Raw genomic sequence first — 14,972 nt, forward strand, 5'->3', positions numbered from 1 at the left:
GCCCGGCGCACGGCGGCGTCAGACCTTGCGGGCCACGCCCCCGAACATGGCGACCTCGGCGGGCGGTTCGGCGTCGGACCCGGCCTCGTCGGGGCGCCAGCGGTTGCAGGAGACGACGCCGGGCGGCAGCAGTTCCATCCCGTCGAAGAACCGGGCGACGGCACCGGGGGTGCGCTGGGTCAGCTTCGGGGTGCCGTTCTCGTTCCAGAAGGCCACCGCCGCGTCGACGTCGGGCATGTCCGGCCGGGTGATGGTGTGCGACAGCACGAGGTGGCTCCCGGCCGGGAGCGCGTCGACGAGACGGCGCACGATGCCGTACGCCTCCTCGTCCTCCTCGACGAAGATGACCACGCCGAGCAGCACCAGCGCCACCGGCCGGGTCAGGTCCAGGGTGTGCGCGGCCTGTCCGAGGATGGAGTCGGTGTCGCGCAGGTCCTCGTCCAGGTACGCGGTGCGCCCCTCCGGCGCGCTGGTCAGCAGCGCCTCCGCGTGGGCGAGGACGATCGGGTCGTTGTCGACGTAGACGACGCGGGACTCCGGGGCGAGGCGCTGGGCCACCTCGTGGGTGTTGTCGGCGGTGGGCAGCCCGGTGCCGATGTCGAGGAACTGACGCACGCCCTGCTCGGCGACCAGGTGGCGCACCGCCCGGCCGAGGAACTTCCGGTCGGCGAGGGCGTACTCCCCGATCCCGGGGTGCAGGGTCCGGATGCGGTCCCCGGCCTCCTGGTCGACCGGGTAGTTGTCCTTGCCTCCCAGCCAGTAGTTCCAGATCCGGGCCGTGTGCGGCCGGTCCGTCCTGATCCTGCGTCGTGCCTCGGTCCTGGCGGACGACTCGGCCATCTGCTGGTCCCTCCCGATTCCCCTGATGATCACGCAAGGACCAACGTACTCACGGTTGTTGAAGAGCGCACCCGTCTTGACGCACCCGGTCGCCGCCGGCCGCGCCGCACCGCGGCTCCGGCCCGCGCCCCGCCGGACGCGGGAACGCCCCTGCGGGGCGCAGGGGTTGACGACGCGGCGCGGCGGGGGCGTTTGCCGGGGCCGGGAGGGGCAAGGCGACATCCATGAGCGATCCGAACCAGGACAAGAGCCCGAAGAACTCCTCCCCGCGGAAGGCGGCGTCCCGGGCCCGGAACGCCGCGGACACCGCGACCGCCCCCGCCGCCGGGGCCGCGAAGGCCGCCGCCGGCACCGCGGACGACGCCGCGTCGGCGGTCCGGGCCGGCGCCGAACGCTCGGCCGCGGCCGTCGACGGCGCCGCCCGCACCGCGGTCAAGGGCGTCGAAGCGGGCCGCCAGGCCGTCATCACCACCTCCGGCCACGTCGCCGCCGGTGCCCGGACGGCGTGGACGGCCCTCGCCCGGCACAAGCTCGTCGCCGCCGGCGTCGGCGCCGGGCTGACCGCGATCGGCGCCACCGCGTACGCCGCCGGCCACCGGGCCGGACGCGCCACCCACGGCCCCCTCACCCGCCTGACGGGCGGCAAGATCTGACCGCACCGCCCCGCCGGCGCCCCCCCGGAACGGGCGGATCATCCGGTTCCGGCCGGCAACCGCCCGCCGGGACGGGGCACTTGGGCAGCGGCACGCCTACCCGCCCGAAGCGGCGGCCGGTCACCGCCGGGGCGCACCGGCACCCGCCCCCGACGCCGGGCCGCGGCTGCCGGCCCACCCCGCGAGGACCCCCGGCCCTGCGGTGTGGGGCACACCCGCGTGGACTTCGGCCGCGGCGCGTCACGGCCCCCCGCTCCCGGCCCCCCGCTCCCGGCGACCCGCCACCGGCGCGGGAGACCCACGCCCGGCACTCCCACGCCCGGTACACCCGCCCGGCCCGCCCCGGCCCGTGGCCGGCGTACGGACGCGCGTGCGCCCCTCCGCGGCCCGCCCCCACCCCGACGTCCCGCCCGAGGTCGGCGCCGCCGCCCGCCCGGGGGAAGATGGGACCGCGAGCGACTGCACGACCGAAGCGGAGGAGTGGGCGCATGCTGCACGACCGAGCCGGCCAGCCGGCCGGCCCCGAGGACCTGACCGACGTGGCCCGGCTGGTGACGGCGTACTACGCCCTGCACCCGGACCCGGACGAGCCCGCCCAGCGCGTGGCCTTCGGCACGTCCGGGCACCGGGGATCGTCCCTGGCGACGGCCTTCAACGAGGACCACATCGCCGCCACCAGCCAGGCCATCTGCGAGTACCGCGCCGCCCGGGGCACCGACGGCCCGCTGTTCCTCGGTGCCGACACCCACGCCCTGTCCGAGCCGGCGAGGATCACCGCGCTGGAGGTGTTCGCGGCCAACGGCGTGAGCGTCCTCGTCGACGCCGAGGACGGCTACACGCCCACCCCGGCCGTCTCCCACGCCATCCTCACCCACAACCGGGGCCGCGCCACCGGCCTCGCCGACGGCGTGGTCGTCACCCCCTCGCACAATCCGCCGGCCGACGGCGGCTTCAAGTACAACCCGCCCCACGGCGGCCCCGCCGGCTCCGACGCCACCTCCTGGATCCAGGACCGTGCCAACGAGATCATCGCGGCCGGCCTGAAGGACGTCCGGCGCGTGACGTACGCCAGGGCACTCGCGGCCCCCGGCACCGGACGGCACGACTTCCTCGGCGCCTACGTCGCCGACCTGCCCCACGTGGTCGACCTGGACGCGATCCGCTCCGCCGGCGTGCGCATCGGCGCCGACCCGCTCGGCGGCGCCTCCGTCGCCTACTGGGGCCGCATCGCCGAACAGCACCGCCTCGACCTGACCGTGGTCAACCCGCTGACCGACCCGACGTGGCGGTTCATGACCCTCGACTGGGACGGCAAGATCCGCATGGACTGCTCCTCGCCGCACGCGATGGCGTCCCTGATCGAGCAGCGGGACCGTTTCACCATCGCCACCGGCAACGACGCGGACGCCGACCGGCACGGCATCGTCACCCCCGACGCGGGCCTGATGAACCCCAACCACTACCTCGCCGCCGCCATCGCCCACCTGTACGCACACCGCCCGCAGTGGCCGGCCGACGCGGGCGTCGGCAAGACGCTCGTCTCCTCCGGCATGATCGACCGGGTCGCCGCCGACCTGGGGCGGCCCCTGGTGGAGGTGCCCGTCGGCTTCAAGTGGTTCGTGGACGGACTGGGCGCCGGCACGCTCGGCTTCGGCGGCGAGGAGTCGGCCGGCGCGTCCTTCCTGCGCCGGGACGGCTCGGTGTGGACCACCGACAAGGACGGCATCATCCTGGCACTGCTCGCCTCGGAGATCACCGCCGTCACCGGCGCCACGCCCTCCGAGCACTACCGCACGCTCACCGGCCGCTTCGGCGAGCCCGCCTACGCCCGGATCGACGCCCCCGCCACCCGCGAGGAGAAGGCCCGCCTCGCCAGGCTCTCCCCGGCCCAGGTCACGGCCGGCACCCTCGCCGGGGAGCCGGTCACCGGCGTCCTCACCGAGGCCCCCGGCAACGGCGCGCCCATCGGCGGCATCAAGGTCACCACGGAAAACGCCTGGTTCGCCGCCCGGCCCTCCGGCACGGAGGACGTGTACAAGATCTACGGCGAGTCCTTCCGCGGCCCGGAACACCTGCGGCAGGTCCAGGAGGAGGCCAAGGCGGTCGTCCTCGCCGCCCTCGGCGGCTGACCCGCCCCGTCCGCGCCGGGCCGCTCCCCGCCACCGCCGCCCGACGGCGTCCCGGGGGAGCGGCCCGTGCCGCCGTCGGCGTCCGGACGCGGCGAGGCGGCCTCACCGGGGCCGGCCCGGGGTCAGCCGGCAGCGCCGCGCCGGTCCCCGGCCGTACGGCGGACCCGGTCCGTGTCGTGGGTGAGGGTGTCGATGCGGGCGGCCAACTCGGGATGGCCCGCGCCGAGGTGGTCCCGGGCACCGGCCAGGGGGCCGAGGAGACCGGCGGCGTCGTCGTGGCCCAGCGCCCGCTCCAGCGCGGCGCGGGCCTCGCCCGGGAGAGCGGTCACGGCGGTGATCTGGCCGGCGAGTTGACGCAGGCCGGCGGCGTTGCCGCGGGCCCAGGCGGTGACGGCCCGGTCCCCGGCCCGCCGGTCCCGGGCCGCCTGGACCCGCTGTTCCCCCGTGCTGCCGGGGGCGCCGGGGCGCAGCCGCAGGTAGCGGCGTTCGGCGGCCTGCCGGCTGGCGACGCCCAGCGGTCCGGCCAGGTCGGCCCAACTGGCACCGGCCTGCCGGGCGGTCTCGATCAGCCCCGTCTCCCAGCCGGCGAGCTGGTCGCGCAGTTCGCGCAGGAGCAGCAGCGCGGCGAGCGCGTGCTCGGGGCCCTCGGTACCGGGTTCGGTGCCGTCCTCCGGTCGCGTACCTGACTCCCGTGCGGTGCGCACCGCGTCCTCGATCGCCGCCAGCGCCGCCGCCGCGGCGTGGAAGGACGCGGGACGGGCAGCGGTCTCCCGCGGGTCCTCGGGCATGGTCACCTCCGCTCGATCGCGTCACCGTTCGGGTGACACCTCCGCTTGTCATCGTTCCGATGACATGGTACAAGAAGAAGTACAAGAGCGCTGGAAGCGCACGCACCGCTCCGGCGCCCGAGTCATCCACACCGGTACTGGAGGTGTTTCACGATGCTGATGCGCACCGACCCCTTCCGTGAGTTCGACCGCCTCACCCAGCAGTTGTTCGGCGGCACGACCGGCACCTGGTCGCGTCCCTCCGTCATGCCGATGGACGCCTACCGCGAGGGCGACACCTACGTGCTCGCCTTCGACCTCCCGGGAGTGTCGCCGGACGCGATCGACATCGACGTCGAGCGGAACATGCTCACGGTGCGGGCCGAACGCCGGCCGGCCGACCACGACGGGGACGTGCACCGGGAGCTGTCGGAGCGCCCGCTGGGCGTCTTCTCCCGCCAGGTGATGCTGGCCGACTCCCTCGACACGGAGCACATCGTCGCCGCGTACGAGGCGGGGGTGCTGACCCTGCGCGTGCCGATCGCCGAGCGGGCCAGGCCCCGCCGGATCTCCGTCCGCGGCTCCGAGGAGCGCAAGGAGATCTCCGGCTGAGGACGGGCCACCCCGCGGACGCGGGGCACCCGCCCCGCGTCCCGCTCCCTCGCGTCCACCCCTCACCCCCTCCGCCGGCCGGTGCGACAGGCCGGCGGCGCGGCGCGCGGCCCGCGACCCCCGTACACCGGGGGCGCGGACCCGTGACGCCCGACCAGCCACGAGCGAGAAAGGCGACAACCACCGATGCAGTCCCAGACGGCCCCGGCGGCGGTGTCCAGCACGCCGGACACGTCGTACGCCAGGATGCTGGAGCAGGTCCGCTACCAGGGCGCCTACCCCACGCGCGAGCGCGCCGAGGAGGTCGTCCGCGCCGTGCTGACCGCCCTCGGCCGCCGGCTCGCGGGCGAGGTGCGCGCCGACCTCGCCGCGTGCCTGCCCGCCCAGGCCGCGCGGGTCCTCACCGCCCCGGCACCCGCGCCGGGCGCGGCCCCGACCGGCTGGGGGTTCGTCCGGGACCTCGCCGCCCGCACGGGCGGATCGCCGGCCACCACCCGCTGGGACGTCGGCTCCGTCCTCGGCGTCGTCGCCCGCCTCGCCGGCCCCGACGTGCTCGACCGGGTGCTCGCCTCCCTGCCCCAGGGCTACGCGCTCCTCTTCGGCCGGGGCGAACTCACCCAGGCCGCCGCCTGACGCCCCCGCACCGCACCCGACACGCTGCGCCGCCCGCTCCCGGGCGGCGCGGCGTGCGCGCGCCCGCGCCCAGGGCCGGTCCCGGGCGGCACGGTCCGTGATCCCGCGTGGCCGATGTCCGTTGCTTTCCCCGTTTCGGGGTAGACGGGCAGGCGTAACGGTCAAGGCTCAGGAAGAGGGCGGATCGGATGGACGGGGCTGCCCGGAACAGCGACCAGCTCAGGAAAGCGCTGGTCAGGATGTCGGCGGAGTACGAGGGCGGTCCCGGTGACATCGCCCGGGGCCGCGAGCTGGCCCGCCGCTTCCTCGACCGGCTGCACGCCGCGCGGGGACTCGTGGTCTCCGACCGCGCCAGGGACCTCGTCCAGCTCGTGGTCAGCGAACTGCTGACCAACGCCTGCAAGTACGCCCCCGGCCCGTCTCTGGTGGACCTGGAACTGGCCGAGGACCGCGTGGAGGTCACCGTGTGGGACAGTGCCCCGGTGCTGCCCGTCCCGGCCGCCGCGGACCCCGGCCGGGTGGGACGGCACGGGCTGGAGATCGTGATGGCCGTCTGTCAGAGCTTCGAGGTGCACAAGGAACCGGTCGGCAAGCGCACCCGGGCCGCCGTCCCCCTCATCGACGAACCGTTCCGCCTCACCTCCTGATCCGGTACACCACGCTCCGGCGCAGCGGCCCCTCGGGCACGCCCGGGTCGTCGAAGTCCTCCGCCGGGTCGCGGGTCATGCCCAGGCGCTCCATCACCGCCCGCGACCGCGCGTTCCCGGCGGCGCTCACGGCGAGGATCTCCGTGAGGCCCAGTTCCCCGAACCCGTGGGCGAGCACCGCCCGTCCCGCCTCGGTGGCGTACCCGTGCCCCCAGGCCGCGCGGGCCAGCCGCCAGCCGGCCTCCACGCCGCCGAACGGCATGCCCTCGTCCACCGGATCGAGTCCGGCGAACCCGATGAACGTGCCCGTGGCCACGGTCTCCACCGCCCACCAGCCCCAGCCGCGCCGGTCGAGCCCGGCCTGGAAGCGGGCCACCGAGGCGTCGCTGCGCGCCCGGTCGAGCACGTCGGGGAAGTAGGCGCGGACCTCCGGGTCGGCGTTCAGCTCCGCCCACGGCGCCAGGTCGCGGGCGTGCCAGCGGCGCAGCAGCAGGCGTTCGGTGCGCAGTTCCGTCATGCCCGGAACGTAGCGGGGCCGCGGCCCCCGGGCGACCGGATATCCGCGCGGCGGCGGGGGAGCGGCGGCCCGGTCCGTGCGCTCAGTCCCGGACGTCGTCCCGGCCGACGACCTCCGCATCCTCCGGCGGGCGGATGTCCACCGGGGCGTCGAAGTCGGCGAAGGTCGTGACGGTGTGGAAGACGTCGTCCCGGTAGACCACCTTCAGCAGGTACGGCGTGCCCTCGGCCGCGACGGAGAAGACATACGTCCCCTTGCCCGACTCCTCGTCCACCACGCTCAGTTCGCGGGCGGCCCGCCCGTCGACGCGGGTCGTCCTCCCCTCCGTCACCGTGCCGAAGGTGAGGAACTCGCGGGGGCAGTCGTCCAGCCCCTCGGCGGTGGACGCCTCGGTCACCGGCGTGCGGACCCACAGCCGCTGCTCGGCCATGGCGGAGCCGTCCTTCTTCCACCGCTGGAGGTAGACGCGGTCGGGACGCACGTAGTCCGTCTCGTCGATCCGGATCTGTTCGAGCCGGCCGCCCTGGGACCACGTGGTGGTCGTGGCGCACCGGCGGGACAGGTCGGTCACCTGTGTGCTGCTGATCGTGCCGCCCTGCTCCGAGGTGGTCGTGTACTCGATCCGTACGGAGTCCAGCCGGCGCATCGCGGCATTCGCCTGGTCGAGCAGTTGCCGCGCCGAGGCGTCCTTCCCCGGGTCGCCGGACCCGCAGCCCGTCACCGCCGCCGTCGCCAGAAGACACGCCAGTACGGTCGTCGCTGTGCTGGTGGCCCGCACGATCCTCCCATCGGCCGAGGTCAGCGCTGGAGCCTAGCAAGCGCCCCGCCGCCCCCGGCGGCCGGGCCGACCGGCGGTGGGGTGACGGGCCGGCCCCGCCCGGCGGCGTGCTGGTGCGCGGCCGGTACGCGTGCGGTCGACTGCTGGGGGATGCCGCGGCATCCCCACCCACTCCCACCGGCCCGCCCCTCGGGACCGGGCCCCCTGACCGACGGAGGGCCCATGCCCACGTGCACCACCCGCGACCACGTCGACCTCTTCCACCAGGACTGGGGGAGCGGCCGGCCGGTCGTCTTCATCCACGGCTGGCCGCTGAACGGCGACGCCTGGCAGGACCAGCTCAAGGCGGTGGCCGACGCGGGCCTGCGCGGCATCGCCCACGACCGCCGCGGCCACGGCCGCTCCACCCCCGTGTACGGCGGGTACGACTTCGACACCTTCGCCGACGACCTCGACGACCTGATCACCGGCCTCGACCTGCGGGACGTCACCCTCGTCGGACACTCCATGGGCGGCGGCGAACTCGCCCGCTACATCGGCCGCCACGGCACCGGACGCGTCCGCTCCGCGGTGCTCCTGTCCGCGATCACCCCGCTGATGCGGCGCGGCCCGGACAACGCCGAGGGCGTTCCGCAGCAGGTGTTCGACGACATCAAGGCCGGCCTCCTCACCGAGCGCTCCCAGTTCTGGCGGGAGTTCTCGGCCGGCTTCTTCTCCGCCGACGACACCGGCGCCGACTCCGACGGCAAGGGCCCCACCCAGGGCAACCGGGACGCCTTCTGGCACATGGCGATGTCCCAGACCCTGGAGGGCGCCGTCCGCTGCGTCGACGCCTTCGGCGGCACCGACTTCCACGCCGACCTGGCCCGCTTCGACATCCCCACCCTCGTCGTGCACGGCGACGACGACCGGATCGTGCCCCTCGACGCCACCGGCCGCAAGGCCGCCCGCCTGATCCCCGGCGCCGAGCTGAAGGTCTACGAGAAGGCGTCCCACGGCCTGGCGATGGTCCCCGGCGACAAGGAGAGGTTCACCGCCGACCTCCTGGAGTTCCTGCGCCGGTAGCCCCCGCGGAACACCTTCCGCCCACCCGGCGGGGGGTCTTCACCCGCCTGAGCGCCTTGAGTGGTGCGCGGGCCACGCCTGACTGACGGTGATGCACGTCGAGCACGGGTTTTCCGAAGCTGACGAAGCACCAGCTGCCCGCGCCCGACGGAAGGAACCCACGATGCGCTCAGCTCGCACGCTCCTGGCCGCGGCGGCCGCCGCAGGCGTCCTCGCCTTCGGCGCCCCCGGGGCCCACGCCGCCGCCGGGGGCGACTGGAACAACGACGACTCGTCCTACAGCAAGGAGCACGACAGCGGAAACAGGCACGGCCAGCCGCGCGGCGGCATGCACACGGGCGGCGGCGCGCTGAGCGCGGTCTCCGCCGAGGGCGGCTGGGACGGCGGCGGCGAGAGCGGCGGCAAGTCCTGGAACGGCGGCGGCGACCGCGAGCAGCCGCGCGGCGGCATGCACACCGGCGGTGGCGGCCTCGCCCAGCCGGGAGCGACCGCGGGCGGCATCGCCGTACTGGCCGTCGCCGGCGCCGGACTGTACGCCCTGCGCCGCCGGAAGACGTCCGACGGAACGGCCTGAGCCGTGCCGGGCGCGATAGCGGCCGGGCCGCCACCCGCACCCCGCGGGGCGGCCCGGCTCGCCCGCGTCCCACCCCCCGACCCGCTGCCGCGCACCCCGAGGTGGTTCCCGATGCCCGTCCCCCCGTCCGCCCCCTCCGGTCCGGCCCGGCCCGGCCAGAGCTCCCGCGGCGGCATGACCGTGCTGTGCGCCGTGGTGCTGCTGCTCCTCGCGGTCAACCTGCTCGGCGGCAAGGGCACGTCGGCCGACTCCACGCCGCCCGCCACCGCACGCGCCGGCGCGTCCGCGGCCCCGGCCACCGGTTCCGCCGACGGCACGGACGGCGTCCTGCCCCGCTCCGCGCCGGTGCGCCTGCTCATCCCGGGCATCTCCGTCGACGCCCCCTTCACCGACCTCGCCCTCGCCGCGGACGGCCGGCTCGACCCCCCGCCCCCCGACGACACGAACCTCGTCGGCTGGTACGCCAACGGCGTCTCGCCGGGCGAGAAGGGCACCTCGATCATCGCCGGACACGTGGACACCACCCGCTCCGCGGCCGTCTTCGCCCGCCTCGACCAACTGGAGGAGGGCGACATGTTCCACGTGGAACGCGCCGACGGGCGCACCGCCTCCTTCGTCGTGGACAGCCTGGAGACCTTCGACAAGAGCGCCTTCCCGAGCGAACGGGTCTACGACCCCGCGGACCGCCCCGAGGTACGCCTCATCACCTGCGCCGGCTCCTACGACCGCACGGCGAAGGACTACACCGACAACCTGGTGGTCTTCGCGCACCTCGCCTGACCCCCGGCGGCACCGCCCCGTGGCCGGTCACCCGCCCAACACACACGGGTCGCGGGGGCGCGGGGGCGGGCACAGGATCGAGACACGCTGGCGTCGTATCACCGCGGGCGACGTTCAGTCCCACCCCCGCGAAGGAGATGTGCGCACCATGACCACCACGTCCCCCACCGCCTCACACCCCCGGACGCGGCAGGTGCCGCACCGCGTCTCCCAGTCCGTGTTCGACGGCTCCCGGCTCCGGGTCGTCCTGCTCGTCGACGTCAACGACGGGGCCCAGCAGGAGTTCCTGGAGACGTACGAACAGCTCCGCAGCCACGTCGAGTCCGTCCCCGGGCACCTCAGCGAACAGCTCTGCCAGTCCATCGAGAACCCCTCCCAGTGGCTCATCACCAGCGAGTGGGAGAGCGCCCCGCCCTTCCTGGACTGGGTGAGCAGCGAAGAGCACGTGAAGATGGTCAAACCGCTGCACCGCTGCGTCCGGGACACCAGATCGCTGCGCTTCCACGTGGTCCGCGAGACCGGCCGGCCCGTGGCGGAGGCCGAGCCCGGCCGCGGCGGACTCCAGACCGCACCGCGGGTCGGTGACGGCGTCATCCGGCACGCCCTGACCTTCACCGTCCGGCCCGGCAGCGAGGCCACCGTCGCCGGCATCCTCGCCGACTACGCCTCGCCCGAGGCCCGCGTCGACGACTCCACCCGCCTGTGCCGCACTTCGCTCTTCCTGCACGGCAACCGCGTGGTGCGGGCCATCGAGGTCCGCGGCGACCTCCTCGCGGCCCTGCGCCACGTCGCCCAGCAGCCCGAGGTACGCGCGGTCGAGGAGGCCATCAACCCGTACCTGGAACAGGACCGGGACCTCGGCGACCCCGAGTCCGCGCGGGTCTTCTACACGCGGGCCGCGCTGCCCGCCGTCCACCACGTCACCGCGGGCCGCGAGGACCCGGAGGCGGAACGGCACGCCCTGTCCTACCCCGCCCGGCCCGGCCGCGGCACCCGGCTGGCCCGGCTCCTGGCGGAACGCGACGAGGCCGCGGCCGACGACCCGGGCAGCCCGGTGGTGTGCAGCACGATCTTCCAGCGCGACGACATCGTCGTCCGGCTCATCGACGTGCGCGGCGGACTCGACGCCTGCGACCCCGCGGTCGCGCTCGGCCTGCCCGACGCGGCGCGGACCGCCGACCTGACGGAACTCCTCGACGACCCCGACGGCTTGGGCAGCGCGTCCGGACAGGACGGGCCCGCCCTCGCGGGAGCCCTCGCGCGGGCCCGGATGGCGCTGGTCACCGACCGCCGCGCGGACGGCGTCTGACACCCCGTCCGCCCCCACGGCACCGGCCCCGGACCACGCGCTCGGCGTGGTCCGGGGCCGGTGCCGTGGGTCCCTCAGAGCCCCGCGGTCTTCTCGGGGACGGTGCAGTCGAAGGCGTGCAGGTACGCGTTGACCGGACGGATGTCGTCGATGACCAGGCCCGCCGCGGTCAACCGGGCGACCATGCTCTGGGTGGTGTGCTTGGCCCCGCCGACGTTCAGCAGGAGCAGCAGGTCCATCGCGGTGCTGAACCGCATCGACGGCGAGTCGTCGACGAGGTTCTCGATGACCACGACCCGGGTGCCGGGACCGCCCGCCTCGACGACGTTGCGCAGGGTGCGGGCCGTGCTCTCGTCGTCCCACTCCAGGATGTTCTTGACCACGTAGACGTCGGCGCGGACCGGGATCGCGGCCCGGCAGTCGCCGGGCACGATGTCCACCCGGCCGGCGAGCGCGCCGCCCTCGCGCAGTCGCGGGTCGGCGTTCTCCACCACCCGCGGCAGGTCGAGCAGGGTGCCCCGCATCGACGGGTACTTCTCCAGCAGGCTCGCCACCACGTGGCCCTGGCCGCCGCCGATGTCCGCGACGGAGCCGCGCCCCGACAGGTCGAGGAAGGCGGCGACGTCCGCCGCCGACTGCCGGCTGGAGGTGGTCATCGCCCGGTTGAAGACCTCGGCCGACTCGGGCGCGTCCTCCCCGAGGTACGTGAAGAACTCCTTGCCGTACAGGTCCTCGACGACGTTGTGGCCGGTGCGTACCGCCTCGTCGAGCCGGGGCCAGGCGTCCCAGGTCCACGGCTCGGTGCACCACAGGGTGATGGCGCGCAGGCTGTGCGGGTCGTCCTCGCGCAGCAGCCGGGACATGTCGGTGTGGGAGAACGTCCCGTCCGGCTCCTCGGCGAAGACGCCGTGGCAGGTCAGGGCGCGCAGCAGCCGGCGCAGCGGCTGCGGTTCGGTCTTGACGGCGGCGGCGAGATCCTCGACGGCCAGCGGGCGGTCGTCCAGGGCGTCGGCGACGCCGAGCCGGGCGGCGGCGCGGAGGGCGGCGGCACACGCCGCCCCGAACACGAGTTCCCTGAGCCGCATGGGCGGCGGCGGGGCGGTCTGAGCGGTCGTCATGTACCGCTGTCCTTCCGTTCTACGGTGCACGGGTGGTTGCGGGGCGGTCATCGGGCGCGGACGGTCACGACGAGGCCGTCGGCGCCCGGCCGTCGCCGGCGGGGGGCCGGGTTCCGGCCGGTGCCGGGCGGTCGTGGGGTCCGGGCCGTCGCCGGGTCAGCACAGGCCCGCGGGGCGGGAGGCCGCGCAGGAGTTGCCCTCGAAGGTGTTGACGGCGTCGGTCTCGGTGTCGACGAGGTCGGCGGGGGCGTTGCCGCGCAGGGTGTTGCGCTCGATCCGGTTCTGCTCGCCGGCGGCGCCGACGAGGCTCTTGAACAGGACGATGCCGCCCGACATGGGGGCGTCACCGGAGTTGTCCGCGACCAGGTTCCGGGTGATCCGGGTCTTCTCGGCGCCGGTCAGGACGATGCCGGAGCCCTGGAGGGCGGGCAGCCGCTCGGTCTTCGGGCAGGACTTGTTGTTGGCGACCACACGGTTCCCGCCGACCAGCAGGTCTCCGGCCCTGGGCGTGTTCTCGTCGCCGACGACGAAGAGACCGGCGCAGTTGCCGGTGAGGTGGTTGCCGGTGACGCTGAGGTTGCGCAGCCGGCGGACGGTGACGCCGATGCGGTTGCCCTCGGCCGTGTTGTGCTCGACCAGGGTGCCCCGGGTGTCGGCGGCGCCCTCCTCGGCGGTGATGGTGTTGGCGAGGAAGAGGCCGGCGTCGCCGTTGTCGCGGACGGTGTTGTCCCGCAGGACGCCGCGCACGGAACGCTGCTGCGCGATGCCCCACACGCCGTTCTTCTCCGCCGTCACGTCCCGGACGGTGAGCCGGTCGGTGCCCATGGCGAACACGCCGCTGCCGCCGAAGCCGGTGACCGTCAGCGCCGCGACGGTGACGTCCCGCAGCGGGCGGTCCTTGGCACCGGTCACACAGATCCCGTTGCCGCGTTCGGCGCAGTCGTCGGGGGCCTTCTCGCCGCCCGGCCGGATCACCGTGCCCGGTCCGGTGCCGCGCAGGGTCAGCCCGTCGGTGGTGACCTTGACGCTCTCGCGGTAGGTGCCGGACATGACGAGGACGGTGTCGCCGGGTCGGGCGGCGTCCACGGCCTTCTGGATCGACTGACCCGGGCGGACCACATGGGTGGCGTGGACGGCCTGGGAGGGAGCGGCACCGAGCCCCGTGCCGACCAGGGCGGCGGTACACGCCAGGTACACAACGTGGCATTTCTTCATATCGCGCACGGTATGCCCGGCGTATTCGGTCCCGGCGGGGATGCGCCATCCGACGGCGTGTCACCCCCCGCACCCCCGCCGACCACGCGAAACGCCTCCGGCGAGGGGCCGTTGTGCCGCCGGAGGGCACCCGCCCGGGTCACCGGCCCGGCGGCCGCCCGGGCGCCCGCGGGGATGGCATCCTCGCCCCATGGGCAAGACCGCGCTGATCGTCATCGACATGATCAACACCTATGACCACGAGGACGCCGACGCCCTGATCCCCTCGGTGGAAGCCGTCCTGCCGGCGGTGACGGGCCTGCTGCGGCGGGCGCGCCGCCAGGGCGTCACGGTGATCTACGTCAACGACAACTTCGGCGAGTGGCGCTCCCACCACGGCGAGATCCTCGACCGCGCCCTGTCCGGACCGCACGCCCGCCTCGTCGAGCCGCTGCGTCCCGACGCCGCCTCGCTCTTCGTCGTCAAGGCCCGCCACTCGGTCTTCTACGAGACCCCGCTGACGTACCTGCTCTACGAGCAGGGCATCGACCGCCTCGTGCTGTGCGGGCAGGTCACCGAGCAGTGCGTGCTCTACTCGGCGCTCGACGCGCACATCCGCCACCTGGACGTCGTCGTCCCCCGCGACGCGGTCGCCCACATCCACGCCGACCTGGCGGACGCCGCGCTGCGCATGATGCGGCGGAACATGGGGGCCGAGGTGTGCGAAAGCCGCGACCTGTGGCCGTGAGGGCACGGTAGGCCGCGGCGTCGCGGGGCGGGCGGGGCCGGGGGGTCAGCCGGCGCGCAGGGTGCGCACCGGGAGCACCACCTGGGCCGACGTGGCGAGGGTCTGCTCGTCGTTGGCGAAGGCGGCCACCGCCTCGGCGTCCCCGGGTTCCCCGCCGGGCCAGGCCCGGGTGGCGAAGACGAGGCAGGCGTACCCGCGGGCGTCGGCCGCGGCCCGCCAGGCCGGGGGCGGCGCGAACTGGGCGTTGACGCCCGGCATGGTGAGGGAGGCGGCGCCGGGCACCACCAGCAGGCGCACCGGCAGGTCGGACAGGACGGTGGCGTCGAGGACGCCCTCGCCGACGGGGAGCCCGGTGAGGGCGAGCAACTGCCGGACGGCGGCGGCCGTGCCCTCCGGACCCTCGGGCCCGTCGCCGAGGGAGCAGGCGAGGAGGAAGGGGACGTCGCCGGCCGGGGTCTCCCGGCTCCAGGACATGAGGACGACGGTGCCCAGGTCGGCGGTGCGCAGGGGGCGGGAATCGGTGGAGATCGAGGTCACCGCGAAACCGTATCCGCGGCCCGGAAGCCGCACCGGCCCCGTTCACCCGACCGGACGAACCCCGCGCTGGT

The 14,972-nt window shown here is 75.0% G+C and carries 17 protein-coding genes; 10 read left to right on the forward strand and 7 right to left on the reverse strand.

All coding sequences use genetic code 11. The annotated features are described in order from the left end of the window. Window positions 1-18: 18 nt before the first annotated feature. Entirely contained in the window at window positions 19-840 is an 822-nt protein-coding gene (locus VM636_RS28895; RefSeq protein WP_030419322.1) for an SAM-dependent methyltransferase, read from the reverse strand. Window positions 841-1,064: 224 nt separating this feature from the next. Between VM636_RS28895 and VM636_RS28900 the strand changes: the two genes are divergently transcribed. Then, a complete protein-coding gene (locus VM636_RS28900) occupies window positions 1,065-1,493 on the forward strand; it encodes a hypothetical protein (RefSeq protein ID WP_030419323.1) in 429 nt (142 codons plus the stop codon). Between the two features lie 488 nt (window positions 1,494-1,981). Further along, window positions 1,982-3,622 carry a phosphoglucomutase (alpha-D-glucose-1,6-bisphosphate-dependent) gene (gene pgm / locus VM636_RS28905; protein WP_030419324.1) on the forward strand — a complete coding sequence of 547 codons (1,641 nt, stop codon included), beginning with the start codon at window positions 1,982-1,984 and terminating at the stop codon, window positions 3,620-3,622. A 122-nt stretch (window positions 3,623-3,744) separates the two neighbouring features. On the opposite strand, the gene VM636_RS28910 is transcribed toward pgm, so the two are convergent. Continuing rightward, window positions 3,745-4,410: a type III effector protein gene (locus VM636_RS28910; protein ID WP_338486046.1), complete on the reverse strand. Its 666-nt coding sequence runs from the start codon at window positions 4,408-4,410 to the stop codon at window positions 3,745-3,747. A 153-nt stretch (window positions 4,411-4,563) separates the two neighbouring features. Here VM636_RS28910 and VM636_RS28915 point away from each other — a divergent pair, with 153 nt between their 5' ends. The 3 genes from VM636_RS28915 (at window position 4,564) to VM636_RS28925 (ending at window position 6,281) form a co-directional block, all read left to right on the forward strand. Next, complete coding sequence (locus VM636_RS28915) at window positions 4,564-5,001, forward strand: Hsp20/alpha crystallin family protein (RefSeq protein WP_030419326.1); 438 nt, start codon at window positions 4,564-4,566, stop codon at window positions 4,999-5,001. A gap of 186 nt (window positions 5,002-5,187) precedes the next feature. After that, window positions 5,188-5,634: a DUF2267 domain-containing protein gene (locus tag VM636_RS28920; protein ID WP_030419327.1), complete on the forward strand. Its 447-nt coding sequence runs from the start codon at window positions 5,188-5,190 to the stop codon at window positions 5,632-5,634. 188 nt (window positions 5,635-5,822) lie between these two features. Further along, window positions 5,823-6,281: an ATP-binding protein gene (locus VM636_RS28925; RefSeq protein WP_030419328.1), complete on the forward strand. Its 459-nt coding sequence runs from the start codon at window positions 5,823-5,825 to the stop codon at window positions 6,279-6,281. Here VM636_RS28925 and VM636_RS28930 read toward each other — a convergent pair. Both VM636_RS28930 and VM636_RS28935 read right to left on the reverse strand, forming a co-directional pair. Next, a complete protein-coding gene (locus VM636_RS28930; RefSeq protein WP_030419329.1) occupies window positions 6,271-6,798 on the reverse strand; it encodes a GNAT family N-acetyltransferase in 528 nt (175 codons plus the stop codon). The two genes, VM636_RS28925 and VM636_RS28930, sit on opposite strands and share 11 nt — an antisense overlap. 82 nt (window positions 6,799-6,880) lie before the next feature. Continuing rightward, window positions 6,881-7,576, reverse strand: coding sequence for a hypothetical protein (locus VM636_RS28935; protein ID WP_338486049.1), 696 nt, complete (start codon window positions 7,574-7,576; stop codon window positions 6,881-6,883). A gap of 222 nt (window positions 7,577-7,798) precedes the next feature. Here VM636_RS28935 and VM636_RS28940 point away from each other — a divergent pair, with 222 nt between their 5' ends. The 4 genes from VM636_RS28940 (at window position 7,799) to VM636_RS28955 (ending at window position 11,304) form a co-directional block, all read left to right on the forward strand. Next, window positions 7,799-8,641 carry an alpha/beta hydrolase gene (locus VM636_RS28940; protein ID WP_338486051.1) on the forward strand — a complete coding sequence of 281 codons (843 nt, stop codon included), beginning with the start codon at window positions 7,799-7,801 and terminating at the stop codon, window positions 8,639-8,641. 163 nt (window positions 8,642-8,804) lie between these two features. After that, on the forward strand, window positions 8,805-9,215 hold the full coding sequence (locus VM636_RS28945) for a hypothetical protein (protein ID WP_030419332.1): 411 nt from the start codon (window positions 8,805-8,807) through the stop codon (window positions 9,213-9,215). Between the two features lie 111 nt (window positions 9,216-9,326). Then, on the forward strand, window positions 9,327-9,995 hold the full coding sequence (locus tag VM636_RS28950; protein ID WP_030419333.1) for a class F sortase: 669 nt from the start codon (window positions 9,327-9,329) through the stop codon (window positions 9,993-9,995). A gap of 148 nt (window positions 9,996-10,143) precedes the next feature. Further along, window positions 10,144-11,304 carry a SchA/CurD-like domain-containing protein gene (locus VM636_RS28955; protein ID WP_030419334.1) on the forward strand — a complete coding sequence of 387 codons (1,161 nt, stop codon included), beginning with the start codon at window positions 10,144-10,146 and terminating at the stop codon, window positions 11,302-11,304. 74 nt (window positions 11,305-11,378) lie between these two features. Here VM636_RS28955 and VM636_RS28960 read toward each other — a convergent pair whose 3' ends face one another. Then, window positions 11,379-12,422 (reverse strand): methyltransferase, encoded by a 1,044-nt coding sequence (locus VM636_RS28960; RefSeq protein ID WP_030419335.1) that lies wholly within the window; start codon window positions 12,420-12,422, stop codon window positions 11,379-11,381. A 156-nt stretch (window positions 12,423-12,578) separates the two neighbouring features. Beyond that, window positions 12,579-13,637, reverse strand: a complete 1,059-nt coding sequence (locus VM636_RS28965) for a right-handed parallel beta-helix repeat-containing protein (protein WP_030419336.1) — start codon at window positions 13,635-13,637, stop codon at window positions 12,579-12,581. Window positions 13,638-13,827: 190 nt separating this feature from the next. Here VM636_RS28965 and VM636_RS28970 point away from each other — a divergent pair, with 190 nt between their 5' ends. Next, on the forward strand, window positions 13,828-14,364 hold the full coding sequence (locus tag VM636_RS28970) for an isochorismatase family cysteine hydrolase (RefSeq protein ID WP_030419337.1): 537 nt from the start codon (window positions 13,828-13,830) through the stop codon (window positions 14,362-14,364). Window positions 14,365-14,409: 45 nt separating this feature from the next. Here the strand turns inward: VM636_RS28970 and VM636_RS28975 are convergent, their stop codons facing one another. Then, window positions 14,410-14,901 carry a DUF5949 family protein gene (locus VM636_RS28975; protein WP_030419338.1) on the reverse strand — a complete coding sequence of 164 codons (492 nt, stop codon included), beginning with the start codon at window positions 14,899-14,901 and terminating at the stop codon, window positions 14,410-14,412. Window positions 14,902-14,972 lie beyond the last annotated feature (71 nt).

The organism is Streptomyces sp. SCSIO 75703, assembly GCF_036607905.1.
Lineage (GTDB): Bacteria > Actinomycetota > Actinomycetes > Streptomycetales > Streptomycetaceae > Streptomyces.